Annotated in this window: 25 protein-coding genes; 9 read left to right on the top strand and 16 right to left on the bottom strand. The window is 61.6% G+C overall.

The window, feature by feature from the left end; all coding sequences use genetic code 11:
* Positions 1 to 125: 125 nt before the first annotated feature.
* A complete protein-coding gene (locus BFQ01_RS12620) occupies positions 126 to 974 on the bottom strand; it encodes a MaoC family dehydratase (protein ID WP_065925536.1) in 849 nt (282 codons plus the stop codon).
* Between the two features lie 2 nt (positions 975 to 976).
* Positions 977 to 2,320, bottom strand: coding sequence for a 3-oxoacyl-ACP reductase (locus tag BFQ01_RS12615; protein WP_065925535.1), 1,344 nt, complete (start codon positions 2,318 to 2,320; stop codon positions 977 to 979).
* Between the two features lie 103 nt (positions 2,321 to 2,423).
* Between BFQ01_RS12615 and BFQ01_RS12610 the strand changes: the two genes are divergently transcribed.
* Together BFQ01_RS12610 and BFQ01_RS12605 are read left to right on the top strand one after the other, a co-directional pair.
* Complete coding sequence (locus tag BFQ01_RS12610; protein WP_065925534.1) at positions 2,424 to 3,701, top strand: acetyl-CoA C-acetyltransferase; 1,278 nt, start codon at positions 2,424 to 2,426, stop codon at positions 3,699 to 3,701.
* Between the two features lie 133 nt (positions 3,702 to 3,834).
* Entirely contained in the window at positions 3,835 to 4,734 is a 900-nt protein-coding gene (locus BFQ01_RS12605) for a PA4780 family RIO1-like protein kinase (RefSeq protein ID WP_027607961.1), read from the top strand.
* 97 nt (positions 4,735 to 4,831) lie between these two features.
* Here BFQ01_RS12605 and cueR read toward each other — a convergent pair whose 3' ends face one another.
* From cueR to BFQ01_RS12590, 3 genes are all read right to left on the bottom strand, one after another.
* Positions 4,832 to 5,233, bottom strand: a complete 402-nt coding sequence (cueR, locus tag BFQ01_RS12600; protein WP_065925533.1) for a Cu(I)-responsive transcriptional regulator — start codon at positions 5,231 to 5,233, stop codon at positions 4,832 to 4,834.
* Positions 5,230 to 7,446, bottom strand: a complete 2,217-nt coding sequence (locus BFQ01_RS12595) for a heavy metal translocating P-type ATPase (RefSeq protein ID WP_065925532.1) — start codon at positions 7,444 to 7,446, stop codon at positions 5,230 to 5,232. Before BFQ01_RS12595 ends, cueR begins: the two co-directional genes overlap by 4 nt.
* Positions 7,447 to 7,511: 65 nt before the next feature.
* Entirely contained in the window at positions 7,512 to 7,892 is a 381-nt protein-coding gene (locus BFQ01_RS12590) for a hypothetical protein (protein WP_027607958.1), read from the bottom strand.
* Between the two features lie 147 nt (positions 7,893 to 8,039).
* Here BFQ01_RS12590 and BFQ01_RS12585 point away from each other — a divergent pair, with 147 nt between their 5' ends.
* Positions 8,040 to 8,237 (top strand): heavy-metal-associated domain-containing protein, encoded by a 198-nt coding sequence (locus tag BFQ01_RS12585; protein ID WP_027607957.1) that lies wholly within the window; start codon positions 8,040 to 8,042, stop codon positions 8,235 to 8,237.
* Positions 8,238 to 8,322: 85 nt separating this feature from the next.
* Positions 8,323 to 9,516 carry a multidrug effflux MFS transporter gene (locus BFQ01_RS12580; protein WP_065925531.1) on the top strand — a complete coding sequence of 398 codons (1,194 nt, stop codon included), beginning with the start codon at positions 8,323 to 8,325 and terminating at the stop codon, positions 9,514 to 9,516.
* A gap of 8 nt (positions 9,517 to 9,524) precedes the next feature.
* On the opposite strand, the gene BFQ01_RS12575 is transcribed toward BFQ01_RS12580, so the two are convergent.
* From BFQ01_RS12575 to BFQ01_RS12565, 3 genes are all read right to left on the bottom strand, one after another.
* Positions 9,525 to 9,707, bottom strand: coding sequence for a hypothetical protein (locus tag BFQ01_RS12575; RefSeq protein WP_027607955.1), 183 nt, complete (start codon positions 9,705 to 9,707; stop codon positions 9,525 to 9,527).
* 147 nt (positions 9,708 to 9,854) lie between these two features.
* Positions 9,855 to 10,868: a zinc-binding alcohol dehydrogenase family protein gene (locus tag BFQ01_RS12570; protein WP_065925530.1), complete on the bottom strand. Its 1,014-nt coding sequence runs from the start codon at positions 10,866 to 10,868 to the stop codon at positions 9,855 to 9,857.
* 24 nt (positions 10,869 to 10,892) lie between these two features.
* On the bottom strand, positions 10,893 to 11,186 hold the full coding sequence (locus tag BFQ01_RS12565; protein WP_065925529.1) for a putative quinol monooxygenase: 294 nt from the start codon (positions 11,184 to 11,186) through the stop codon (positions 10,893 to 10,895).
* A 115-nt stretch (positions 11,187 to 11,301) separates the two neighbouring features.
* Here BFQ01_RS12565 and BFQ01_RS12560 point away from each other — a divergent pair, with 115 nt between their 5' ends.
* Both BFQ01_RS12560 and BFQ01_RS12555 read left to right on the top strand, forming a co-directional pair.
* A complete protein-coding gene (locus BFQ01_RS12560) occupies positions 11,302 to 12,231 on the top strand; it encodes a LysR family transcriptional regulator (protein WP_065925528.1) in 930 nt (309 codons plus the stop codon).
* 134 nt (positions 12,232 to 12,365) lie between these two features.
* Positions 12,366 to 13,061, top strand: coding sequence for an ArsR/SmtB family transcription factor (locus BFQ01_RS12555; RefSeq protein ID WP_065925527.1), 696 nt, complete (start codon positions 12,366 to 12,368; stop codon positions 13,059 to 13,061).
* Between the two features lie 72 nt (positions 13,062 to 13,133).
* Here BFQ01_RS12555 and BFQ01_RS12550 read toward each other — a convergent pair whose 3' ends face one another.
* On the bottom strand, positions 13,134 to 14,087 hold the full coding sequence (locus BFQ01_RS12550; protein ID WP_065925526.1) for an adenosine deaminase: 954 nt from the start codon (positions 14,085 to 14,087) through the stop codon (positions 13,134 to 13,136).
* A 194-nt stretch (positions 14,088 to 14,281) separates the two neighbouring features.
* Between BFQ01_RS12550 and BFQ01_RS12545 the strand changes: the two genes are divergently transcribed.
* Positions 14,282 to 15,373, top strand: a complete 1,092-nt coding sequence (locus tag BFQ01_RS12545; RefSeq protein ID WP_065925525.1) for a calcium:proton antiporter — start codon at positions 14,282 to 14,284, stop codon at positions 15,371 to 15,373.
* A gap of 104 nt (positions 15,374 to 15,477) precedes the next feature.
* Here BFQ01_RS12545 and BFQ01_RS12540 read toward each other — a convergent pair whose 3' ends face one another.
* The 6 genes from BFQ01_RS12540 to BFQ01_RS12515 all read right to left on the bottom strand — a co-directional run bounded on the left by BFQ01_RS12540 (position 15,478) and on the right by BFQ01_RS12515 (position 21,469).
* Positions 15,478 to 16,836, bottom strand: a complete 1,359-nt coding sequence (locus BFQ01_RS12540) for an 8-oxoguanine deaminase (protein ID WP_065925524.1) — start codon at positions 16,834 to 16,836, stop codon at positions 15,478 to 15,480.
* Positions 16,837 to 16,982: 146 nt separating this feature from the next.
* The gene (locus BFQ01_RS12535; protein ID WP_065925523.1) at positions 16,983 to 17,669 is read right to left on the bottom strand and encodes an SDR family oxidoreductase; all 687 of its coding nucleotides are present in this window, start codon (positions 17,667 to 17,669) and stop codon (positions 16,983 to 16,985) included.
* A gap of 55 nt (positions 17,670 to 17,724) precedes the next feature.
* Positions 17,725 to 18,306, bottom strand: a complete 582-nt coding sequence (locus BFQ01_RS12530) for an IMPACT family protein (protein WP_065925522.1) — start codon at positions 18,304 to 18,306, stop codon at positions 17,725 to 17,727.
* A gap of 12 nt (positions 18,307 to 18,318) precedes the next feature.
* Positions 18,319 to 18,978 (bottom strand): TetR/AcrR family transcriptional regulator, encoded by a 660-nt coding sequence (locus tag BFQ01_RS12525; RefSeq protein ID WP_027607945.1) that lies wholly within the window; start codon positions 18,976 to 18,978, stop codon positions 18,319 to 18,321.
* 87 nt (positions 18,979 to 19,065) lie between these two features.
* The gene (locus BFQ01_RS12520) at positions 19,066 to 20,460 is read right to left on the bottom strand and encodes a uracil-xanthine permease family protein (RefSeq protein ID WP_065925521.1); all 1,395 of its coding nucleotides are present in this window, start codon (positions 20,458 to 20,460) and stop codon (positions 19,066 to 19,068) included.
* Positions 20,461 to 20,548: 88 nt separating this feature from the next.
* Positions 20,549 to 21,469: a LysR family transcriptional regulator gene (locus BFQ01_RS12515; RefSeq protein ID WP_027607943.1), complete on the bottom strand. Its 921-nt coding sequence runs from the start codon at positions 21,467 to 21,469 to the stop codon at positions 20,549 to 20,551.
* Positions 21,470 to 21,595: 126 nt separating this feature from the next.
* Between BFQ01_RS12515 and BFQ01_RS12510 the strand changes: the two genes are divergently transcribed.
* Both BFQ01_RS12510 and BFQ01_RS12505 read left to right on the top strand, forming a co-directional pair.
* On the top strand, positions 21,596 to 22,945 hold the full coding sequence (locus tag BFQ01_RS12510; protein ID WP_065925520.1) for an aspartate aminotransferase family protein: 1,350 nt from the start codon (positions 21,596 to 21,598) through the stop codon (positions 22,943 to 22,945).
* Positions 22,946 to 22,984: 39 nt separating this feature from the next.
* Positions 22,985 to 24,478, top strand: a complete 1,494-nt coding sequence (locus BFQ01_RS12505; RefSeq protein WP_065925519.1) for a CoA-acylating methylmalonate-semialdehyde dehydrogenase — start codon at positions 22,985 to 22,987, stop codon at positions 24,476 to 24,478.
* On the opposite strand, the gene BFQ01_RS32705 is transcribed toward BFQ01_RS12505, so the two are convergent.
* On the bottom strand, positions 24,468 to 24,661 hold a 194-nt coding region (locus BFQ01_RS32705), incomplete at its 5' end, for a hypothetical protein (protein WP_218061334.1). The genes BFQ01_RS12505 and BFQ01_RS32705 overlap by 11 nt on opposite strands.

The raw sequence follows: 24,661 nt of genomic DNA, 5'->3' as shown, positions 1-24,661 counted from the left end.
CAAAGGTATAGGGCATGATGTTTCTGGATGTATATATGTTTAAAATCAAAAACCTGCATATAAAAAGCGAGCCTGAAAAGGCCCGCTATCACTTAGGGTGTATATATACAATTTATCAGTCGCTTTTATGCAATGGGCTGCCATTTACCCAGCATATGCTCGATGTCACCCGCGCCTTTCAATAAGAATTCGCCGCTGGAACCGGCGGCGCTGGCCAGTAACCTGACTTCACTGGGCAGGCGCACGGGCTTCCTGAACTCCACGTCTATCTCGATATTGGCCGCAGGCAGGTGTTCACCCAGGGCGGCGAGGGTGTGCGCCTTGTTCCACAGCCCGTGGGCGATGGCTTGGGGGAAACCGAACAGTCTGGCGGTCGGCGCGCTGAGGTGGATCGGGTTGTAGTCGCCGGACACTCTCGCGTAGCGGCGGCCGATATCGGCTGGGGCCTTCCAGCGAGTCAATTCGCTGATCTCGGCAGGGCTGGGACGGGCATCATCGGTCGCTTCGCCTTCGAGCTTTACACCCCGGCACAGCATTCGGCTCTCGGCTTCCCACAGCAGGCCGAGAGAGTCTTCAACTGTGGTGACCACTTCAAAGGTCGCGCCCTTGGGGTGGGGCCTGAGGTTCTGCGTGTGCACGCCGATGGACAATTCGCTGACTCCGCCCAGTGGGCGATGGATGCGGATACGGTTACTCAGGTGAATCAATCCCAGCAGAGGGAAGGGAAACTTCTTATCGGTGAGCAACTGCATCTGAAGACCGAATGCCAGGATGTGCGGATAGGTCGCCGGCAGCATGGGGCTCTCGGTAAACCCGCAGACCTGGCGGTACGCCGCCACCTGCTTGGGGTCGACGCTTACCCGACAGCGCAAGCCTTGCTCGGGCAGCGTGTTGCCGGTGATCTTGCGCTTGAGCGCTGCCCGCCAATACAACGGTGGCAGAAACGGCGTACTGCCTAAGGTTTGCCAATCCATGCTTACGCTCCCAATAGACTTTGCCCACACACCCGCAGCGCTTGCCCGCTGACCGCACCGGAACCCGGCTGGCCCAGCCAGGCCACTGCTTCGGCGACGTCCTGCGGCAAGCCGCCCTGGCCCAGCGAGCTCATGCGCCGCCCGGCTTCACGCAGGGCAAAGGGAATATGCGCGGTCATCTGGGTTTCGATAAAGCCTGGGGCTACGGCGTTGATACTGATCCCGCGTTCTTCCAATAACGGCGCCCATGCCTGTACCAGGCCGATCAAGCCGGCCTTGCTCGCGGCATAGTTGGTCTGCCCACGGTTGCCGGCGATGCCGCTGATGGAGGCCAGCACCACCACGCGGGCGTTGTCGTGCAGGGTGCCGCTGTCCAGCAGTGCCTTGGTCAGCACTTGCGGGGCATTGAGGTTGACCGCCAGCACCGCGTCCCAGTATTCCGGGGTCATGTTGGCCAGGGTCTTGTCACGGGTGATCCCGGCGTTGTGCACCAGGATGTCGAGGCCGTCGGGCAGGTGTTCGATCAACTGGCCGGCGGCGTCTTCGGCGCAGATATCCAGCACCACGGTGCGCGCACCCAGGCGTGCGGCCAGGGCCTCGAGGTCGGCCTTGGCCTGGGGCACGTCGAGCAGGATCACTTCGGCGCCGTCGCGGGCCAGGGTTTCAGCGATGGACGCGCCAATGCCACGGGCTGCGCCGGTGACCAATGCCTTGCGCCCGGCGAGGGGGCGAGTCCAGTCTTCGACGGGCGTGGCACAGGCCTTGAGGCGAATCACCTGGCCGGAGATATAGGCGCTTTTCGGTGAGAGGAAGAAGCGCAGCGCGCCTTCCAGTTGGTCTTCGGCACCGTCGCTGACGTAGAGCAATTGCAGCACGCCGCCGTTGCGCAGTTCCTTGGCCAGTGACCGGCTGAAACCTTCGAGGGCGCGCTGGGCGCTGGCGGCGAACGGGTCGCTGAGGCTTTCCGGCGCGCGGCCGAGGATCACCAGGTGTGCACTGTGATCCAGGTTTTTCAGCAACGGTTGGAAAAACTCACGCAGTTGCTTGAGCTGGTCGGTGTGTAGCAGGTCGCTGGCATCGAATACCACGGCCTTGAGCTTGGGGCCATGGCCGGGAATCCAGGTCGAAGTGTCGGCGCCGTAGGTGTAAATGGCGTCGGTGAGCCGGTTGGCAAACGCTTTCACGTTCGTTGCCAGCGCGCCACCACCCAGTAACAGCGCACCTTCCACCGGGCGCAGGCGCCCGGCTTGCCAGCGTTCCAGGCGTACCGGTGACGGCAGGCCAAGGGCGGCGACCAGGCGATGGCCGAGGCTTGAGTTGGCGAAGTCGATATAACGGTCAGACATGGAACGCTCTCCGAAGGCTGGGGTTCAAAGGGTTGACCATCCCAGGGTAGCAGTCGTTCGACTAGGCTCAGTTATCCAGACCACAACCGACAGGGAGCTTTCCATGACTCAATTGCGCCGTGTAGCGATCATTGGCGGTAACCGCATTCCTTTCGCCCGCTCCAATGGCCCCTACGCCACGGCGAGCAACCAGGCGATGCTGACCGCGGCCCTGGAGGGCCTGATCGAACGCTACAACCTGCACGGTCTGCGCATGGGCGAGGTGGCCGCCGGCGCGGTGCTCAAGCATTCCCGCGACTTCAACCTCACCCGTGAATGCGTGCTGGGTTCACGCCTGTCGCCGCAAACCCCGGCCTATGACATTCAGCAGGCGTGCGGCACGGGGCTCGAGGCGGCGTTGCTGGTGGCCAACAAGATCGCCCTGGGCCAGATTGAATGCGGGATTGCCGGTGGGGTGGATACCACCTCCGACGCACCTATCGGCGTGAATGAAGGGCTGCGAAAGATCCTGCTGCAAGCCAATCGCAGCAAGTCCATGGCGGATAAATTAAAAGTCCTGTTACAACTTCGTCCCCAGCACCTCAAGCCTGAGCTGCCGCGTAACGGCGAGCCGCGCACCGGTTTGTCCATGGGCCAGCATTGCGAATTGATGGCACAGACCTGGCAGATTCCCCGTGCCGAGCAGGATCAACTCGCCCTCGAGAGCCATCAGAAAATGGCCGCTGCCTATGCCGAAGGCTGGCATAACGATCTGCTCACGCCGTTTTTGGGCCTGACCCGCGACAACAACCTGCGCCCCGACCTGAGCCTGGAGAAACTTGCCGCGCTCAAGCCTGCGTTTGAGCGCAGCGAAAAAGGCACGCTGACGGCCGGCAATTCCACACCGCTCACCGATGGCGCATCCCTGGTGTTGTTGGGCAGCGAGGCGTGGGCCCAGGCGCGTGGTTTGCCGATCCTGGCCTACCTGCGAGATGGCGAAGCGGCGGCGGTGGATTTCGTCAACGGCGCCGAAGGCCTGCTGATGGCGCCGGTGTATGCGGTGCCACGTTTGCTGGCGAGGAATGGCCTGACGCTGCAGGACTTTGATTACTACGAGATCCACGAAGCCTTCGCGGCCCAGGTGTTGTGCACGCTCAAGGCGTGGGAGGATGCGGATTACTGCCAGACGCGCCTCGGGCTGGACGCGCCATTGGGGGCCATTGATCGCAGCCGGCTCAATGTGAAGGGCAGCTCGCTGGCGGCCGGTCATCCGTTTGCCGCCACCGGTGGGCGCATCGTCGCCAACCTGGCCAAGTTGCTCGACGCGGCGGGCAAGGGGCGCGGGCTGATTTCGATCTGCGCCGCCGGCGGCCAGGGCGTGACGGCGATCATCGAACGTTGAATTCGTCGAAATTGGCATATTGGATGCATTCTTGAGTGGTCAGAGGTCGGTAGCCCCTCCCACCGGCGAGCCGATTGCCGTATAACGAGTGCCATACGCGTATTTGGTAATAAAGGACCCACAATAAAAGCTGATGAAGACTCCTAAACGCATTGAACCCCTGATCGAAGACGGTCTGGTCGACGAAGTGCTGCGCCCACTCATGAGTGGTAAAGAAGCAGCTGTTTATGTGGTGCGCTGCGGCAACGAATTGCGTTGCGCCAAGGTTTACAAGGAGGCGAACAAACGAAGTTTTCGTCAAGCGTCCGAATACCAGGAAGGCCGTAAGGTCCGTAACAGCCGGCAGGCCCGGGCCATGGCCAAGGGCTCGAAATTCGGCAAGAAAGAAACCGAAGATGCCTGGCAGAACGCCGAAGTAGCGGCGTTGTTCCGCCTGGCCGGTGCGGGCGTTCGCGTGCCCAAGCCGTACGACTTCCTCGAAGGCGTGTTGTTGATGGAGCTGGTGGCCGACGAGTACGGTGATGCCGCGCCACGTCTGAATGACGTGACGTTGGAGCCGGATCAGGCGCGTGAATACCACGCCTTCCTGATTTCCCAGATCGTGCTGATGCTGTGTACCGGCCTGGTGCACGGTGACCTGTCCGAGTTCAACGTGCTGCTCACGCCGACCGGTCCGGTCATCATCGACCTGCCCCAGGCGGTGGATGCGGCGGGCAACAACCACGCGTTCAACATGCTGGAGCGGGATGTGGGCAACATGGCTTCCTATTTCGGGCGTTTTGCCCCGGAGTTGAAGAAGACCAAGTACGCCAAGGAAATGTGGGCACTCTACGAAGCCGGCACCTTGCACCCGGCCAGTGTCTTGACCGGCGAGTTCGACGAGCCGGAAGAACTGGCAGACGTAGGCGGTGTGATCCGCGAGATCGAAGCGGCAAGGCTGGACGAAGAACGGCGCCAGGCCATTCGGGCGGCGGATGATGCGCCGCCGAGCAAAGCGTCGGAAGAGCCACCGCCGCCGCCCTGGATGCAGTGATCCCTGGCTGGATGAGGATCAAAATGTGGGAGGGGCAAGTCGAATCGTCGCACCGCCCCTCCCACATTTGGTTTTGCATGCATTCAGATAGATTCCGTCACGCGCAGCAGCTTCCCGATGCCAGTTCCTTGAGAATCGGACAATCCGGCCGGTGATCGCCCTGGCAGTGCTCCACCAGGTCCTGCAACGTATCGCGCAATTGCCCCAACTCCAGGATCTTCTGGTTCAATTCATCGATATGTTGGCGCGCCAGGGCTTTCACATCGGCGCTGGCCCGTTGCCGGTCCTGCCACAGGGTCAGCAGTTTGCCCACCTCTTCCAATGAAAACCCCAGGTCCCGCGAGCGTTTGATAAACGCCAGGGTGTGCAGGTCGTCGGTGCCGTAGATGCGGTAGCCGCTGTCGGTGCGATGGGCCGCCTTGAGCAGGCCGATGGATTCGTAGTAGCGAATCATCTTCGCGCTCAGCCCGCTTTGCCGGGCGGCTTGGCCGATGTTCATGGGCGTTGATCCTCCAAGTGCGACTGTTTCCAAGTGCTTGGTTTCCAAGTTTTCAACAGCAAGGCGTTGCTCACGACACTGACGCTGGACAAGGCCATGGCCGCGCCCGCGAGCACCGGGTTGAGCAGGCCGAATGCGGCCAGGGGAATGCCGATCAAGTTATACACAAAGGCCCAGAACAGGTTCTGGCGGATCTTGGCGTAGGTCTTGCGGCTGATCTCCAGGGCGGCCGGGACCAGGCGTGGGTCGCCGCGCATCAAGGTGATGCCGGCGGCATGCATGGCCACGTCGGTGCCGCCGCCCATGGCGATGCCGATGTCGGCGGCGGCCAGGGCCGGGGCGTCGTTGATGCCGTCGCCGACCATGGCCACTACGCCGGTTTTTTTCAGTTCGGCGACGGTGGCGGCTTTATCGGCGGGCAGGACTTCGGCGTGTACGTCATCGATGCCCAGCGCTTGGGCAACGACACGGGCGCTGCCGCGATTGTCGCCGGTGAGCAAGTGGCTGCTGATGTGCCGGGCCTTGAGTTGTGCCACCGCTTCCAGCGCGCCAGGCTTGAGCGTGTCACCAAAGGCAAACAGCCCGAGTACACGGGGTTGTGCGCCTTGCTCGATCAGCCAGGACAAGGTACGGCCCTCGGCCTCCCAGGCCGTGGCAGAGTCGGCCAGCCCACCCGCGTCCAGGCCGCTTTCTTCCAGCAGGCGCCGATTTCCCAGGGCCAGTTGGCGCCCGCCGAGGGTGCCGGCAATGCCACGTCCGGTCAGGGATTGGCTGGTGCTTACGTCCGCCACCGTCAGGCCTTGCTCGCTGCACGCATCCAGCACGGCCTTTGCCAACGGGTGTTCGCTGCCGCGTTGCAGCGCACCGGCCTGTTGCAGCAATGTGGCTTCATCGCCATCCACTGCCGCCAAATGGGCAATTTTTGGGGTGCCGGAAGTTAAAGTGCCGGTTTTGTCGAACACCACGGTGCTCACTTCATGGGCGCGCTCCAGCGCTTCGGCGTCCTTGATCAGGATGCCATAGCGTGCGGCGACGCCGGTGCCGGCCATGATGGCGGTCGGTGTAGCCAGCCCGAGTGCGCACGGGCAGGCGATCACCAGCACCGCCACGGCGTTGATGATCGCGGTCTCCAGCGGCGCACCGTACAGCCACCACCCCACCAGTGTGATCAACGCCAGCACCAGCACGGTCGGCACGAATACCTGGCTGACCTTATCCACCAGCTTCTGGATCGGTGCCTTGGCGGCCTGGGCGTCTTCCACCAGGCGGATGATGCGCGCCAGTACGCTTTCGGCACCGAGCGCGGTGGTGCGCACCAGCAGGCGACCTTCGCCATTGATGGCACCGCCGGTGACGGCGTCGCCGGGCTGTTTCGGCACCGGCAGGCTTTCGCCGCTGATCAGTGCCTCATCGGCATGGCTCTGGCCTTCTACCACTTCACCGTCCACCGGGAAGCGCTCGCCGGGTTTGACCAGCACCAGGTCATTAAGCTTGAGCGCGCTGATGGCCACATCCTCCTCGCGGCCAGCCTGTATACGCATGGCGCGTTCAGGGCGCAGGGCTTCCAGGGCGCGGATGGCGCTGGCGGTCTGGCGTTTGGCGCGGCTCTCCAGGTATTTACCGAGCAGCACCAGGGCGATCACCACGGCCGACGCTTCGAAGTACAGATGGGGCATGGTGCCCGAGGGGGCGGTCAGCCATTCATAGAGGCTCAGGCCGTAACCGGCGCTGGTGCCGATGGCCACCAGCAGGTCCATATTGCCGGCGCCGGCCCGCACGGCCTTCCAGGCTGCGATATAGAAGCGTGCACCGAAGATGAATTGCACCGGGGTCGCCAGGAGGAACTGCACCCAGGCCGGCAGCATCCAGTGCAGGCCGAAGGGTTGCACCAGCATCGGCAGCACCAGGGGCAATGCCAGCACAATCGCCAGCAGCAGCGACCAGCGCTCGCGGTGCAGGCGTTGGGCCTGATCGGCCTCGGTCCTGGTTTCGCTTTGCGGCAGGCTGGCGGTGTAGCCGGCTTTGTCGACGGCGGCGATCAGCACGGCCGGGTCGATCTGGCCCAGCACTTCGACGTGGGCGCGCTCGTTGGCCAGGTTGACGCTGACGCTTTGCACCCCCGGGACTTTGCCCAGCGCGCGCTCGACACGCCCGGCGCAACTGGCGCAGGTCATGCCGCCGATGGGCAGGTCAAAGGTGGTGGATCCATTCATGGGGCAGTCCTCCAGAGAAGTTGCCCCTAGGATCAACCTTGACCTGTGGGGAAGGTCAAGCGTCTTCAGTATTCCAGTGCGGCAGGCTTGAGGTACATGCCTTCCGGGCCCTGGGCAATGCGCAACTTGCGTACGTCACCGGCCTTGAGCGTGATGTTCTGCGCCGGCGGCGCGAGCAGGCCCGGCAAGCAACCCGGTGACTGGCCCGGCAGCAGTTTCAGGCGCAGCGACACATTGCCGGCGGGCAGGTTGAACGAGGTGGACTGTTCCTGGAACAGGCGCCCGGCCAACTGGTCCTGGATGTACAGGCCGATCTCGCAATTGGTCGGTACTTCCAGGCGTTCGCGGGAAATGATCAGCACCGCATAGTCTTCTGCGGCGAGGGCCTGGGGCGCAGCGGCAGACAAGCTCATCAGGCCGACAAGGCCAAAAAACGACCAGCGCATAGCGAATGCTCCGTGGTTTGAATCGAAGATGGGTGAAGCTTGGCCGACGCCGCGGTGTAATACCAGCCCGGCCGAAAGTTTCAGAACTTGACCTTGCCATCGTGGCAAGGTCAAGACTGGGTTCAACCTCATCAAAGGAGTCATGTCATGCAAATATTCAGCGTTGAAGGAATGACCTGCGGCCACTGCGTTCGGGCCGTGACCCAGGCGGTGCAGAGCCAGGATCCGGCGGCCAGCGTGAAGGTCGACCTGGCGGCGAAAGAGGTGGGCGTCGAAAGCCGCCTGTCTGCCGAGGAAGTGATCAGCCTGATCAGCGAAGAGGGCTACAGCGCCAAGCTCGCCTGACCCATTCAAATAGTTAGCGAGCTATCGTATTCAATGCACCCAAGCGCGGCTAAACTGTCGGGCTGCCGACACACTTGGGTGCCTGATGAACCTCCGCATAATCCTGATTCTGGGCGCCTTGAGCGCCTTCGCGCCGCTGGCGATCGATTTCTACCTGCCTGGCTTTCCTGCCATGGCGACGGCCTTCGGGACCGACGAAAAACATATCCAGTTGACCCTGGCGGTGTATTTCGCCGGCCTGGCCATCGGCCAACTGATCTACGGCCCACTGGCAGACCGCTTTGGTCGACGCGGCCCGCTGCTCAGCGGCGTAACCCTGTTTACCCTGGCGTCCTTTGCCTGCGCGTACGCGCCGTCCCTGGAATGGCTGATTGGCGCACGTTTCGTGCAGGCCCTCGGCGGTTGCGCGGGCATGGTGATTTCCCGCGCCGTGGTCAGTGACAAATGTGATGCGGTGGGCTCGGCCAAGGTGTATTCGCAACTGATGCTGGTGACCGGCCTGGCGCCGATCCTTGCGCCATTGGCGGGTGGTGTGATGGTCGGGTTGTGGGGCTGGCAGTCGATTTTCCTCGCACTGTCGATCTTCAGCGTGATGGCGGCGATCGCCGTGGCGGTCGGTTTGCCGGAAACCTTTCCGGCCCATCAGCCGCGTCAACCCTTGTCCGGATCGCTGCGCCGCTATGGCGCGCTGTTGTCAGACCGGGTCTACCTCGGTTACGCCCTGACCGGGGGCATTTCGATTGCCGGGATGTTTGCCTACATCGCCGGCTCCCCGTTCGTATTTATCAAACTCTATGGCGTGCCCGCCGAGCATTACGGCTGGCTGTTCGGTTCCAACGCCGCGGGGTTCATCCTGGTTGCACAGGTTAACGCGCGGCTGCTGGCCAAGCGTGGCCCGGCGTTTCTGCTGTCGCGCACGGTGTGGGTCTATCTGCTGGCGGCGCTGTCACTGTTGGGCATCGCGGCCTTGCGCACCGAAGCGTTATGGCCGTTGCTGGTACCGCTGTTCATCTGTATCGCCAGCCTGGGCTGCATCTTGCCCAACACCTCGGCCTGTGCCATGAGCGGGCAGGGCGCCCGGGCCGGCAGCGCGTCGGCCTTGCTCGGTTGCATTCAGTTTGGTGTGGCGGCAGGGGCTGCTTCGTTGGTGGGCGTGCTGCACGACGGCACGGCGATGCCGATGGCGATGGTCATCAGCTTGTGCGGGGTGTTGGCGGTGACGATTGCGATGTCGACCCAGCGCCTGCAACGGGCAAGGGCCGCGCAGGCGCAGGGCTGAAATGCAGGTCAGCCAGCGGCGGAGCGTTGCTGGCTGAGCGGGAAGCGGTGGGGAGCCTGGATGCGGGCTTGCAGGGTATCGGCGAAGGCGCGGGCCTCGGCCTCGCTGCGGAAGGTGAACGCGTCGCCGTCGAGACGAACCTGCCATTTATTGCCTGGGGATTTTGCTAACGCTTTTATCAGGATTTTCATTGCTGACTTCCTCACGTAAAAGAATCGTGGCAAAGGCGGCCAATATAAACCCGAATACGCTCACAAATATGACAAAGATCAACTCTCTGACTAGCGGTGTCGTCCCTCACTTACACGAATAACGGACGACACTGACAGACGTTATCTTCAGAACCCTTCCAGCACGATCTTGCCCTTGGCCTTGCCGCTTTCCAGCAGGGCATGGGCACGGCGCAGGTTCGCCGCATTGATCACGCCGAAGTGCTCGCCCACCGTCGTTTTCAAGGTGCCGGCGTCGATCAGTTCGGCCACGCGATTAAGCAGGTTGTGCTGCTCGATCATGTCCGGGGTCTCGAACATCGAGCGCGTGTACATGAACTCCCAATGCAGCGACAGGCTCTTGCGCTTGAGTCTGCTCACGTCCAGCGCCTTGGGGTCGTCGATCAGCGCCAGCTTGCCTTGGGGTTGCAGCGCTTCGACCAGTTGGTCCAGGTGATGCTCGGTCTGGGTCAGGCTGGCGACGTGGGTCACCTGCGGGTGGCCGGCTTGTTTCAGCGCTTCGCTCAGCGGTTGGCTGTGGTCGATCACCAGGTCGGCGCCGAGTGCCTTGGTCCATTCCTGGGTTTCCGGGCGCGACGCGGTGCCGATCACCGTCAAGGCGGTGAGCTGGCTGGCCAGTTGGGTCAGGATCGAACCCACACCACCGGCGGCACCGACGATGAGCAGGCTCTGGCCTTGCGCCTCTTTACCTTCACGCACTTGCAGGCGTTCGAATAGCAGCTCCCAGGCGGTGATGGCGGTCAGCGGCAGCGCGGCGGCTTCGGCAAAGCCCAGGCTCTTGGGCATATGGCCGACGATGCGCTCATCGACGGTGTGCAGTTCGCTGTTAGCGCCCGGGCGGACCAGGGAACCGGCGTAGAACACCTTGTCGCCGACTTTGAACAGGCTCACTTCACTGCCGACGGCCTTGACCACACCGGCCACGTCCCAGCCCAGCACTTTGGCCGCGCCGTTCTCAGGGGCGACGTTCTGGCGCACCTTGGTGTCCACCGGGTTGACCGAGATGGCTTTGACTTCTACCAGCAGGTCACGGGGGCCGGCGACGGGCTCCGGCAGCTGGATGTCTTGCAGGGATTTTTCATCGTTGATCGGCAGTGATGCGTAGTAGGCAATGGCTTTCATGGGGGCTCCGGAAAAAGGCGGTGATCAGGCGAGAAACTTCAGGCGCTTGAGTTCGAAGTGTTCGATGACATCAGCGGCTTTGGCGCGAAAATGTTGGATATGCGCACTCTGGTCGTGGTCGGCCAGTGCGGCGTCATCGCTCCAGCGTTCGAGCATGTAGAAGGTCTCAGGGTGTTGCAGGTCCTGGTGCAGGTCGTATTGCTCGCAGCCGGCTTCAAGACGGGTGGGTTCCAGCAGGTCGCGCAGCAGCGGCTCCAGGGTGGCCTGTTGGCCAGGTTTGGCGATCAGCGTGGCGATGACGTTAAAGGCTGTGGACATATTCAACTCCATACACGTGATAACGGGATGGGCAGATGATTGGCCATTTCCCTGCAAGATAAAAGCGGCTAAAACAGCACTCTGTTTCAATAATATTTTGATAATGGGTGGTTGAATGCTGCGTTTTGATGATTTGCAGTTGTTTGTACGCGCCGCGGACCTGGGCAGTTTGTCGGCGGCGGCGCGGGTGATGGACCTTTCGCCCGCCGTGGCCAGCGCGGCGCTCAAGCGTATCGAACAGCAACTGGGCACGCGTTTGCTGGCGCGCTCCACCCGCAGCCTGCGCCTGACCGCCGAAGGTGAAGGCTTCCTGGAATATGCCCGGACTGCGTTGAGCGCCCTGGACGAAGGACGGCGATTGTTGGCCAGTGGCCAGGACCATGTCAGTGGGGTGTTGCAACTCTCGGCCCCCTCGGATTTCGGCCGCAACCAACTACTGCCCTGGCTGGACGAATTTCAGCACGAGTACCCGCAACTCACCGTGCGCCTGCTGCTGGGCGATCGGATTGCCGACCTGTTCCGCCAGCCGGTGGACATTGCCCTGCGCTATGGCGAGCCCGAAGACTCCAGCCTGGTTGCCCTGCCCGTCGCGCCGCACAACGTTCGCGTGTTGTGCGCAGCCCCCAGCTATCTCGCGCGTTATGGCGAGCCGCGACAGCTGGAGCAATTGGCCCAGCACAATTGCTTGCTTTACATGCTTGGCAGCCGAGTGCATGACCACTGGAGCTTCCACGATGGCAAACGCGAAGTCAGCCTCACGGTCGGTGGTGATCGCTTCAGCGACGATGCCGATGTGGTGCGCCGCTGGGCGGTGGCGGGCGTGGGCATTGCCTACAAATCCTGGCTGGATGTGAGCACCGATGTACTGGCCGGGCGCTTGCGCCTGGTCTTGCCTGAATTGCGTGGCGAGCGCACACCGCTCAATTTGTTGTGCGCCCATCGGGCCCAGTTGAGCAAACCCATCAACCTGCTGCGGGAAATGCTCGTGTCGCGCTGTGCGACATTGACCGCTCAATTGCCGGAGCGATTGGGTACGACGTATTAGCCTCCATCACACAAGGAAATTTCACTCAGCTCATGTCCCTATTCATGCTGTCAGACGCCGCGGAACCGCTGGTTTACGCACCTATACTTTGGCGCCCACCACAGCAGAAAAATAATTCGACAGGGAGTGAATCGATGGAACAGGCACCATGCATCAGTCAGATCGCCAGCTTGCTCGCCGAACCCAAACGCACCGCCATGCTCTGGTCCCTGATGGACGGCTCGGCCAAGTCCTCGGAGGAATTGGCGCTGCTTGCCGGGCTGTCACCGGCCTCGGCGAATGCGCATCTGGCACGGCTGACGGGGAGTGGCTTGCTGCGTACCGAGGGCCGGCGTGGCAAGCGACTGTTCCGCGTGGCGGCGGCCGATGTCAGCGTCGCCATCGATGCCTTGGCCAGTACGACCCTGGCCAGCGCTGCACGTAGTGCGCCGCATGCTTCACCGCCGGTGTTGGTGGCGCCGCCATTGTTGCGACATGCACGGCTGTGCCAGGGCCACCTCGGCGGCGAAGTGGCGGCGCAGCTGCGTGAGCGGATGTTGGTGGCGGGGTGGATCGAGCGTCATGAGCAACGCATTGAGGTGACGATCAAGGGCGCACAGCACCTGGCGGGCCTGGGTATTTACACCCAGGCGCTGGCGTCGCCACTGGTGTGCGACTGCTTCGATTGGAGCCAGCGGCAACCGCACCTGGGCGGCGCGCTGGGTGCGGGGCTGTTGCAGTTGTTCCTGCAATCGAACTGGATCAGCCTGGTCAATGAGTCCCAGGCGGTGCAGCTCAACGACAACGGGCTGGCAGAAATCGCCCGATTGGCCATGTCCGAACAATCTTAGCCTTGAGGGTTTGCCATCATCGCCCTGGCCTTTTTGATTCCATGGACCTGGCGATGATGGCTTTGCGTCCGGTCAGGGTTTTACCAGGCGCGCATCCAGGCTGTTCTGCGCCAGGCGTTTGGCCTGGTCCTGGGTCATGCCCAGCGAGGTGTACAGCGCGTGGAAGTTCTCGGTGACATAGCCGCCGAAGTACGCCGGGTCATCGGAGTTCACCGTGACCTTCACGCCACGCTCGAGCATGTCGAGGATGTTGTGCTGGGCCATGTCGTCGAACACACAGAGCTTGGTGTTGGACAGCGGGCAGACGGTCAACGGGATCTGCTCATCGATGATGCGCTGCATCAGGCGCTCGTCTTCGATGGCACGTACGCCATGGTCGATACGCTGGATTTTCAGCAGGTCGATGGCTTCCCAGATGTACTCGGGCGGGCCTTCTTCGCCGGCGTGGGCGACGGTGAGGAAGCCTTCTTGACGGGCACGGTCGAACACACGCTGGAACTTGCTCGGCGGGTGACCCATTTCTGAACTGTCCAGGCCCACGGCCACGAACGCGTCACGGAACGGCAGTGCCTGGTCGAGGGTTTTCTCGGCTTCGGCTTCGCTCAGGTGGCGCAGGAAACTGAGGATCAAACCGCTGGTGATGCCCAGTTGCTGTTCGCCATCTTTGAGCGCAGCGGCGATGCCGTTGAGCACCACTTCGAACGGTACGCCACGGTCGGTGTGGGTTTGGGGGTCGAAGAAGGGCTCGGTGTGGATCACGTTCTGGGCTTTGCAGCGCAGCAGGTAAGCCCAGGTGAGGTCGTAGAAATCCTGGGAGGTGCGCAGCACATCGGCGCCCTTGTAATACAGGTCGAGAAACTCTTGCAGGTTGTTGAAGGCATAGGCCTTGCGCAGGGTTTCGACGTCGTTCCACGGCAGCGCGATCTTGTTGCGCTCGGCCAGGGCGAACAGCAGCTCAGGCTCCAGCGAGCCCTCCAGGTGCAGGTGCAATTCAGCCTTGGGCAGGGCGTTGAGCCAATCGTACATTTTCTAAATTCTCATCAGGTGCAATGGCGGCATTCTACAGGCCGTGGCTTAAATAATCGGCAAAACCTGACCAGCAGGAGAGTATTCGATTTATTCACGCAAGGGCTGTGTGAACTAAGGTGTAACGAAACGTTAGCGGCTTGGCGCAGTCTGTACCCCATCAATGACTGATTTGCCGTACTAAAAGGCCCGGAATGCTCACATCCCTCAAGCAAGAAAAATTCATGCTGCTGGCGCTGATTGCCGCCATCGCCGCCTACCCGCTGGAGCACTGGATGCTGCACAGCGGGCAAATGGTGGCACTGTTGGCCGGCGTGGTGTTGATCGGTTTTATCGTCGTGGCGTCGATGCGCGTGGCCCACCACGCCGAGCAACTGGCAGAAAAAGTCGGCGATCCCTACGGCACCATGATCCTGACCCTTGCCGCAGTGCTGGTGGAGGTGGTGATCCTGGCGATCATGATGAGCAATGAGCCGTCACCCACTCTGGTGCGCGACACCATCTATTCGGCGGTGATGCTCGATATCAACGGCATCCTCGGTTTGGCAGCGTTGATGGGCGGCATCAAGCATGGCGAACAGTCCTACAATGATGATTCGGCGCGGACCTACAGCGTAATGATCCTGACCGCCATGGGCGTGTCGATGGTGGTGCCGGAATTTATCCCAGAAGCCGACTGGAAAATTTACTCGGCCTTCACCATCGGCGCGATGGTGGTGCTCTACACCTTGTTCCTGCGCATGCAGGTAGGGCCCCACAGTTATTTCTTCAGCTACAGCTACCCGGAAAAGCGTCGCAAGAAGCTGCCGGAGGAACAAGAGTCGCCGCCGGTGAACCTGGCGTTCTCCATCGGTACCCTGGTGTTTGGCGTAATTGTGATTGGCGCGCTGGCCGAGGTGATGTCCAAGACCCTCGACCTGGGCCTGGAAGGTACGGGTGCACCGCCGGTGATCACGGCGATTGTGGTGGCGGCTATTTCGGCGGCACCGGAGATTCTGACGGCCTTGCGCGCTGCGCTGGCCAACCGCATGCAGTCGGTGGTGAACATCGCGCTGGGTGCGTCGTTGTCGACGGTGATCCTGACGGTGCCGGTGATGGAAGCCATGGCGCTCTATACCGGCCAGCCGTTCCAGATGGCGATGACGCCGGTGCAAACGGTGATGGTGTTGATCACGCTGATCGTCAGTGCGATCAACCTCAACGATGGCGAAACCAATGCCATCGAAGGGATGACCCATTTTGTGTTGTTTGCGACCTTTATCATGTTGTCGCTGTTGGGCCTGTAGGAGCGAGCTTGCTCGCGAAGAACCTGAGAGCGCCGCGTTAAACCAGAAAACCCGCGTTATCGTTGACGTTTTTCACGAGCAAGAACTAGGCGTCCCCCTCGCTCCTACAGGGGATGGATCAGGTTACGTGCCGCCTGGCTGTGATCGGCGATCAAGCCTTTCAGGTCCAGGCCTTCCACCTGTCCGTCGATAACCCGCCATTTGCCGCCGATCATCACCCGGTCCGCCCGATCCGCGCCGCACAGCAGCAGTGCGGAGATCGGATCATGGCTGCCGGAGAAACGCAGTTCATCCAGTTTGAACAGCGCCAGGTCGGCCTGTTTGCCTACGGCCAATTCACCAATGTCCGTACGCCCCAGTAGCTGCGCCGACCCCTTGGTCGCCCAACCCAGCACGCCTTCAGGGGTGATCTTTTCGGCACCGTAACGCAGGCGCTGGATGTACAGGGCCTGACGGGTTTCGAGGATCATGTTCGACGCATCGTTGGAGGCAGAACCGTCCACACCCAGGCCGATGGGCGCGCCGGCAGCCATCAGGTCCAGGGTCGGGCAGATGCCGGAGGCCAGGCGCATATTTGAGCTTGGGCAATGACAGATGCCCGTACCGGCGGCGCCCAGGCGCGCAATTTCATCCGGGTTGAAGTGAATGCCATGGGCCAGCCAGGTACGCGGGCCGAGCCAGCCGACGCTGTCCAGGTAATCCACCGTGCGCAGTCCGAAGCGCTGCAGGCAGAAATCTTCTTCGTCGAGGGTTTCGGCCAGGTGGGTGTGCAGGCGCACATCCAGGCTGTTGGCCAGTTCGGCGCTGGCTTGCATGATTTGCGGGGTGACGGAAAACGGTGAGCAGGGCGCCAGGGCAATCTGGATGTACGCGCCGTCGCCGCGCTGATGATATTCGCGGATCAGGCGCTGGCTGTCGTCAAGGATGACCTGGCCCTGTTGCACAGTCTGTTGCGGTGGCAGGCCGCCGTCGGCTTCACCCAGGCTCATGGAACCGCGGGTGAGCATGGCGCGCATGCCCAATTCGCGCACGCTGTCGACTTGCACATCGATGGCGTTTTCCAGGCCGTCGGGGAACAGATAGTGGTGGTCTGCCGCCGTGGTGCAGCCCGAGAGCAGCAACTCCGCGAGCGCCACCTTCGATGCCAGGGCGAGTTTTTCCGGAGTCAGTCGTGCCCAGACCGGGTACAGGGTTTTCAACCAGGGAAACAAGGGCTGATTGACCACCGGCGCCCAGGCGCGGGTCAGGGTTTGATAGAAGTGATGGTGGGTGTTGATCAGCCCGGGCAGGACCACATGCTCACGCGCATCGAACACTTGGGCGCAGGGCTGTGCGGGTTCCTGACCCTGTGCCAGCACTTCGGCGATCACACCGTCTTGCAGCACCAGGCCGCCACGGGCGTCGAGGCCGTTGGCGGTGAAAATCGCGAGGGGGGTTTTTAACCAGATACGGGTCGCAGGCATTGGCCGGCTCCTCTGAATGATGGGTTCAGGTTTGCCAGCTCAGTGATGCCCTGTCTGCTGATCCAGGGTCGCCGGTGAGGGCGAGGTGGGCAGTCTACGCGCGGATCGTTATCGACGGCAATCGCTCGATAACGACCCTGTGCGGCTTACCAGGCGATGGTGTCGCCTTTGTAGTCCACGAAGTGATGGCCGCCCTTGCCGGTGTAGGCGTTCACTTGGTCTACCAGGCCGCGCACGCTGGTGTCGACATCGATGTGCGCGTTTTCGCCGCCCATGTCGGTCTTCACCCAGCCAGGGTGCAGCGACAGCACGGTGAGTTTGTGACCGCCCAGTTGGGTAATGAAGCTGTTGGTCATGGAGTTGAGTGCGGCCTTGCTGGCCTTGTACAGCGCCAGGTCCGAGCCGTCGGGGATGGTCACGCTGCCCAGCACTGAACTCATGAACGCCAGCACGCCGCTGTCCTTGCGGATCTGCCCGACGAAGCGCTGGGCCAGGTTGATCGGCGCCACGGCGTTGGTGAAGAACAGCTGGCCGACTTCCGCCAGGGTGGCATGGCCAGGTTCTTGATTGGCGGGGCCCTTGACGCCTGCGTTGACGAACAACAGGTCGAAGGTGCGGTCCTTGAGGCGTTGGTTCAGGGCGATCACGGCTTGCTGATCGTCCATGTCGAGTTTCTCGATCTGCACCGGGCCCACGGCTTTCAGGGCATCGGCCTTGTTCGGGTCACGCACGGTGGCGGTCACGTCCCAGCCGTCCTGGAGCAATTGCTTGACCAGGCCGAGGCCCAGCCCGCGTGAGGCGCCGATGATCAGTGCGGTTTTTGGCGTAGGCATGAAGGCTTCCTTTAGAGTCGCGGTTCAGGGTGTTCAGCGGACAACATTAGCAGTTTCAGCGTTGCAGCAGGATGCGCCCACGGCTCAGGTCGGCGAGCTGGGTTTGCAGGGTGTCGATGTGGGCATCGCCCAGGGCCAGTTGTAACTCCACGCCATTGGCGGTGAAGGTTTCCTCCAGCACCAGCCCGCCCAACTCGGCGACGCGCAATTTGACCAGGTTCAGCTCGGAGAATCCGCAGGCGCAACTCAGCGGCACGCGGCTGATCAGTTCGATGCGCTCGGCATTTTGCAGGCACTTGTTCGCACCGCCGCCATAGGCGCGGGCCAGGCCGCCGGTACCGAGTTGTATGCCGCCATACCAGCGAATCACCAGCACCGCGACCTGATCGAAGCCTTGGGCCTCGATGGCCGCCAGGATGGGCCGTCCTGCGGTGCCGCCGGGTTCGCCGTCGTCACTGCTGCGGTATTGAGCGGCCAGCTTCCAGGCCCAGCAGTTGTGCGTGGCGTTAAGGTCGCTGTGCTGCTCGAAAAATGCCTGGGCTTCTTGCGGGCTGGTGATCGGTGCGGCCAGGGTGATGAAGCGGCTTTTGCGAATTTCTTCGCGGAACTCGCAAAGGCCGGTGAGCGTGAAAGACATAAGTGGCTTCGTCTAGAGGGCCGGCTTGATGCCGCAGCCCTTGAGAATGATGTGGATCAGGTTGGTGCCGGCGTCTTCCATATCCTGCTTGGTCAGCTTGGTGCGACCGGTGACGCGGCAGATCTGGGTGGCGAAGTCGGCATAGTGCTGAGTGCTGCCCCACAACAGGAAGATCAGGTGCACGGGGTCGATGGGGTCCATCTTGCCGGCGTCGATCCAGGCCTGGAACACCGCCGCCCGACCACTGAACCAGGCGCGATAGTCCTGGCTGAAGTATTCGGTCAGGCATTCGCCGCCGCTGATGATTTCCATGGCGAAGATCCGCGAGGCCTGGGGCTGGCGCCGCGAAAACTCCATCTTGGTGCGGATATAGCGGGAGAGGGCCACGGCCGGGTCGTCCTCGGCGGTCAGCGTGTTGAAGGTGCTGTCCCACAGTTCGAGGATATTGCTGAGCACTGCGATATACAGGCCCAGCTTGTTAGTGAAGTAGTAGTGCAAGTTGGCCTTGGGCAGCCCGGCGCTGGCAGCAATGGTGTTCATGCTGGTGCCCTTGTAGCCATGGCGCGCGAACTCATCTTCAGCAGCCTGGAGAATCGCTTGTTCGTTCTTTTGCCGAATGCGGCTGGCGGGCTTACCGGCGTGGTTGCTGTGGGCAGGAACTTCGAGGCTCATGGAGGTTTCCGTGCTGATCGATAGAGACGACGTGTGCACAGATAACCCACCCTCAAGCCTCAGACAAGTCCCGATGCAATAAAACCGTCAAAGCGGTTCCAGGGTGTCGCTTTCCTGCGCGTGGTTTGCGTCAGGAGCGGGCACCTTGGATTCCGGCAGTAACAGGCACAACACGATGGCGGTCAGGCCGCCGCTGGTGATGGCTGAGTCGAACAGGTTCTGCACCAGGGTTGGCATCAGGTGCAGCAGGTTCGGTTGGGCGGCGATGCCCAGGCCGACGCCGAACGAGGTGGCGATGATCAGCATGCTGCGACGGTCCAGTGGTGCCTGGGCGAGGATGCGTACGCCGGCGGCAGCCACACTGCCGAACATCACCAGGGTTGCGCCGCCCAATACGGGCTTGGGGATTTGTTGCAGCACGGCACCGATCAGCGGGAACAAACCCAGGCAGAACAGCACCACGCCGATGTACAGGCCGACGTAGCGGCTGGCCACGCCGGTCAGTTGGATCACGCCGTTGTTCTGGGCAAAAGTGGTGTTGGGGAAGGCGCTGAACGTGGCGGCGATCATGCAACTGACGCCATCGCCGAGGACGCCGCCTTTGAGCCGGCTTATATAAGAAGGGCCGCTGATGGGCTGGCGCGCGATCATGCAGTTGGCGGTGAGGTCGCCGACGGTTTCGATGCTGCTGATCAGATAAATCAGCGCGATCGGCAGGAAGGCGCTCCAGTCGAAGTTGAAGCCGAATCGAAACGGGATCGGCAGGCTGACCAAAGGCAAGTCGCCCAGGGCCTGGGGCACCAGCTTGCCGCTGAACCAGGCGGCGAGGCTGCCGAGGGCCAGGCCGATGATGATCGCCGAGAGGCGCACCCAGGGTGTGTTGGAGCGGTTGAGCAAGATGATGGTCAGCACCACGAACAGGCCCAACGCAAGATTGGCCGGTGCGCCGAAGTCCGGTGCGTTGAAACCGCCGCCCAGGTCGGTGATACCGACCTTGATCAGGCTGATGCCGATCAGGGTAATGACAATCCCGGTCACCAGCGGGGTGATCACTCGGCGCAGTTGACCAATAAAGCGGCTGAGAATGATCTGCACGGCAGCGCCGAAAAAGCACACGCCGAAGATCATTGCCATGATGTCTTCCGGGCTGCCGCCGCGTTGCTTGACCAGAAACCCGGCCGACAGCACCGCGCCGAGAAACGCAAAGCTGGTGCCTTGCAGGCAGATCATTCCGGCGCCGATCCCGAATGGCCTGCGCGCTTGAATAAATGTGCCGACACCGGACACCATCAACGCCATGCTGATCAGGTAGGGCAAGTGTGCGGTCAGGCCCAATGTGGAGCCGATGATCAGCGGTGGCGTGATGATGCCGACAAAGGCGGCCAGCACATGTTGCAGTGCGGCCAGCAATGCAGGGGCGGGTTTGGGGCGGTCATTGAGACCGTAGATCAGGTCGCTGGGGCTGGAGGATTCTGGTGGCATGGCAAGCAAACTCGAGGCGGACGGTTCTAGGTCCCTGTGTCCTTGCAAAAAGCTGTCCAGGTGCTCAGCTTTTTGCGCGAAGCCCCAGTTAGCGCGTTGCTGCCAGGCTTTCCAGGAAGCTTTCCAGCACCAAATGAGGGCGACGGCCTTTGCGCGTGACCGATGCGAGGCTTAAATCGTAAAAGCGCGTAGCCGGTTTCAGCGCGCGCAGTCGGCCTTGTTGTACCCATAGGCTGGCGTAGTGGTCGGGCAGGTAACCGATGTAGCGACCGGTGAGAATCAGGAATGCCATGCCTTCGCGGTCCGAGGCGCTGGCGGTGCAGTTGAGCGCCTGGTAGTGGGCCTGGATCTCGGCGGGCAGGCGGAAGGTGGGGGCGATGGCGTCCTGGGCGTCGATGCGCTCGTCGCCCAGTTGCTTGTCGTCGGCATAAAACAGGGGGTGGCCAACCGCGCAGTAAAGCAGTGAGCGTTCGCTGTACAGCGCCTGGTACTCCAGGCCGGACAGGGCGCTGGCCTGGGGCACCACACCGACATGCAGGCGGCCGTCGAGTACGCCTTGTTCGACTTCGTTGGGGGCGATCATGCGGATCTGGATCTGTACGTCCGGTCCACGTTCCTTCAACTGTGCCAGGGCGTGGGTGATGCGCATGTGGGGCAGGGTCACCAGGTTGTCGGTGAGGCCGATGATCAACTCGCCGCGCAAATGCTGGTGCAGGCCGTTCACCTCTGTGCGGAAACTTTCCAGGGCGCTTAATAGTTGCAGGGCCGATTGGTAGACCTCGCGGCCTTCTTCGGTCAGCGAGAAACCGGCACGGCCGCGTTGGCAAAGCCTTAATCCGAGCCGCTGCTCAAGATCACTCATTTGCTGGCTGATGGCGGAACGGCCGATGCCGAGCACGGTTTCCGCTGCCGAGAAGCCGCCGCACTCCACGACGCTGCGAAAGATGCGCAACAGACGAATATCGAAGTCGCTGACTTGGGCCAGGGGGTCGGGTCGACGGCTGCTCATAGTTTAGTGAAGGCCTGACTGAAGGTTAGAAGAGTTGGATTTCACCGACTTTATCCCCGTGGCAATTTAGCTGCAACAACGCTTTTTCAATCCCGACGCTGCCTTTTGCCCTGCGAGGTTTTGCTGATGAACATGCCCGAAAACGCCCCATCGTCCCTGGCCAGCCAATTGAAGTTGGACGCTCACTGGATGCCTTACACCGCCAACCGTAACTTTCAGCGTGACCCGCGCCTGATCGTGGCCGCCGAAGGCAGCTGGTTGACCGATGACAAGGGGCGCAAGGTGTACGACTCGTTGTCGGGCCTGTGGACCTGTGGCGCCGGGCATACGCGCAAGGAAATCCAGGAGGCGGTCGCCAAGCAACTGGGCACGCTGGACTACTCCCCAGGCTTCCAGTACGGCCATCCACTGTCCTTCCAGCTGGCGGAAAAAATTACCGATTTGACCCCAGGCAACCTGAATCACGTGTTCTTCACCGACTCCGGTTCCGAGTGCGCCGATACCGCGGTGAAGATGGTGCGTGCCTACTGGCGTCTGAAGGGCCAGGCCACCAAGACCAAGATGATCGGTCGCGCCCGTGGTTATCACGGTGTGAACATCGCCGGTACCAGCCTGGGCGGCGTCAACGGCAACCGCAAGATGTTTGGTCAGGCGATGATGGATGTTGATCATCTTCCGCATACCCTGCTGGCGAGCAATGCGTTCTCCCGGGGCATGCCGGAGCAGGGCGGTATCGCCTTGGCCGATGAGTTGCTCAAACTGATCGAACTGCACGACGCGTCGAACATTGCCGCGGTGTTTGTCGAGCCAATGGCCGGCTCCGCTGGCGTGCTGGTGCCGCCACAGGGTTACCTCAAGCGCCTGCGTGAGATCTGCGACCAGCACAACATTCTGTTGGTATTCGACGAAGTGATCACGGGCTTTGGTCGTACCGGTTCGATGTTTGGCGCTGACAGCTTTGGCGTGACCCCGGACCTGATGTGCATCGCCAAGCAAGTCACCAACGGCGCGATCCCCATGGGCGCGGTGATTGCCAGCAGCGAGATCTATCAGACCTTCATGAACCAGGCGACGCCTGAGTACGCTGTGGAATTCCCCCACGGCTACACCTACTCGGCGCACCCGGTTGCCTGCGCGGCCGGCCTGGCGGCGTTGGACCTGCTGCAGAAGGAAAACCTGGTGCAGAGCGTGGCCGAAGTCGCCCCGCACTTTGAGAATGCGCTGCACGGCCTGAAGGGCAGCAAGAACGTGATCGACATCCGTAACTACGGCCTGGCCGGTGCGATTCAGATTGCGCCGCGTGACGGTGATGCCATCGTGCGTCCATTCGAGGCCGGCATGGCTCTGTGGAAAGCCGGCTTCTATGTGCGCTTTGGTGGTGACACTCTGCAGTTCGGGCCAACCTTCAACAGCAAACCGCAGGACCTGGATCGTCTGTTCGATGCGGTCGGCGAAGTGCTGAGCAAGATCGACTGATTTCTCCTTCTATATAGAACAACTTTTCAGGAGCCCTGCATGAGCCTTATCCAGCATTTGATCAACGGGGAGTTGGTCAGTGAATCCGGCCGTACTGCCGATGTGTATAACCCGTCCACCGGCCTGGTGATTCACCAGGTGCCACTGGCCAGCCGCGAAACCATTCAACGTGCTATCGACTCGGCCAAGGCGGCCTTTCCGGCTTGGCGTAACACACCGGCAGCCAAGCGCGCCCAGGTCATGTTCCGGTTCAAGCAATTGCTGGAGCAGAACGAAGCGCGCATCTCGCAGCTGATCAGTGAGGAGCATGGCAAGACGCTGGAAGATGCCGCAGGCGAACTCAAGCGCGGGATCGAGAACGTGGAGTACGCGTGTTCGGCGCCGGAGATTCTCAAGGGCGAGTACAGCCGTAATGTTGGGCCGAATATCGATGCCTGGTCTGATTTCCAGCCGTTGGGTGTGGTGGCGGGTATTACCCCGTTCAACTTCCCGGCGATGGTGCCGCTGTGGATGTATCCGCTGGCGATTGTTTGCGGTAACTGCTTCATCCTCAAGCCTTCGGAGCGTGATCCGAGTTCGACGTTGTTGATCGCGCAACTGCTGCAGGAAGCCGGTCTTCCCAAAGGTGTGCTCAGTGTTGTACATGGCGACAAGGGCGCGGTGGATGCGTTGATCGAGGCGCCGGAAGTCAAGGCGTTGAGTTTTGTGGGGTCGACGCCGATTGCCGAGTACATCTATTCCGAAGCGACCAAGCGCGGTAAGCGCGTACAGGCGCTCGGTGGGGCGAAGAACCATGCGGTGCTGATGCCGGATGCTGACCTGGATAACGCGGTCAGTGCTTTGATGGGCGCGGCCTATGGTTCCTGCGGCGAACGCTGCATGGCGATCTCGGTGGCGGTGTGTGTCGGTGACCAGGTGGCGGATGCGTTGATCGCCAAGCTGGTGCCGCAGATCAAGGCGCTGAAGATCGGTGCGGGCACTACCTGTGGGCTGGATATGGGGCCACTGGTGACGGGCCAGGCGCGGGATAAGGTCAGCGGCTATATAGAGGACGGTGTTGCGTCTGGTGCGGAGTTGGTGGTTGATGGTCGTGGACTGAGTATTGCCGGGAATGAAGACGGCTTCTTCCTGGGGGGCAGTCTGTTTGACCGTGTGACGCCTGAGATGCGCATCTATAAGGAAGAGATCTTCGGGCCGGTATTGTGCGTGGTCCGGGTGAGCAGCCTGGAAGCGGCGATGCAACTGATCAACGATCACGAGTATGGCAACGGTACGTGCATCTTCACCCGTGACGGGGAAGCGGCGCGTCTGTTCTGTGACGAAATTGAAGTGGGTATGGTCGGTGTGAATGTTCCATTGCCAGTACCGGTGGCGTATCACAGCTTTGGTGGCTGGAAGCGTTCGTTGTTTGGCGACTTGCACGCCTATGGGCCGGATGGGGTGCGTTTCTACACCCGCCGCAAGGCGATCACCCAGCGTTGGCCGCAGCGGGCCAGCCATGAAGCGTCGCAATTCGCGTTCCCTAGCCTATAAGGCTCAGCAAGCAGAAAGCCGGCCCCTTGGGGCCGGCTTTTGCGTTTTTGGGCGTTTTTGACTTATATGACAGAAAGATGAAAAAGAAGGTTGACGGCAGATCCTGGAAGTCTATAATTCGCCCCACTTCCGGCGCAGTCGAAACGCAAAACTCCTTGGTAAACAAAGAGTTATGCAGAATAA

It is taken from the genome of Pseudomonas sp. 8 R 14, assembly GCF_900005955.1.
GTDB classification, from domain to species: domain Bacteria; phylum Pseudomonadota; class Gammaproteobacteria; order Pseudomonadales; family Pseudomonadaceae; genus Aquipseudomonas; species Aquipseudomonas marginalis.
Note: the sequence above shows the minus strand (reverse complement) of the source record. Positions and strands in the feature narration are given on the sequence as shown.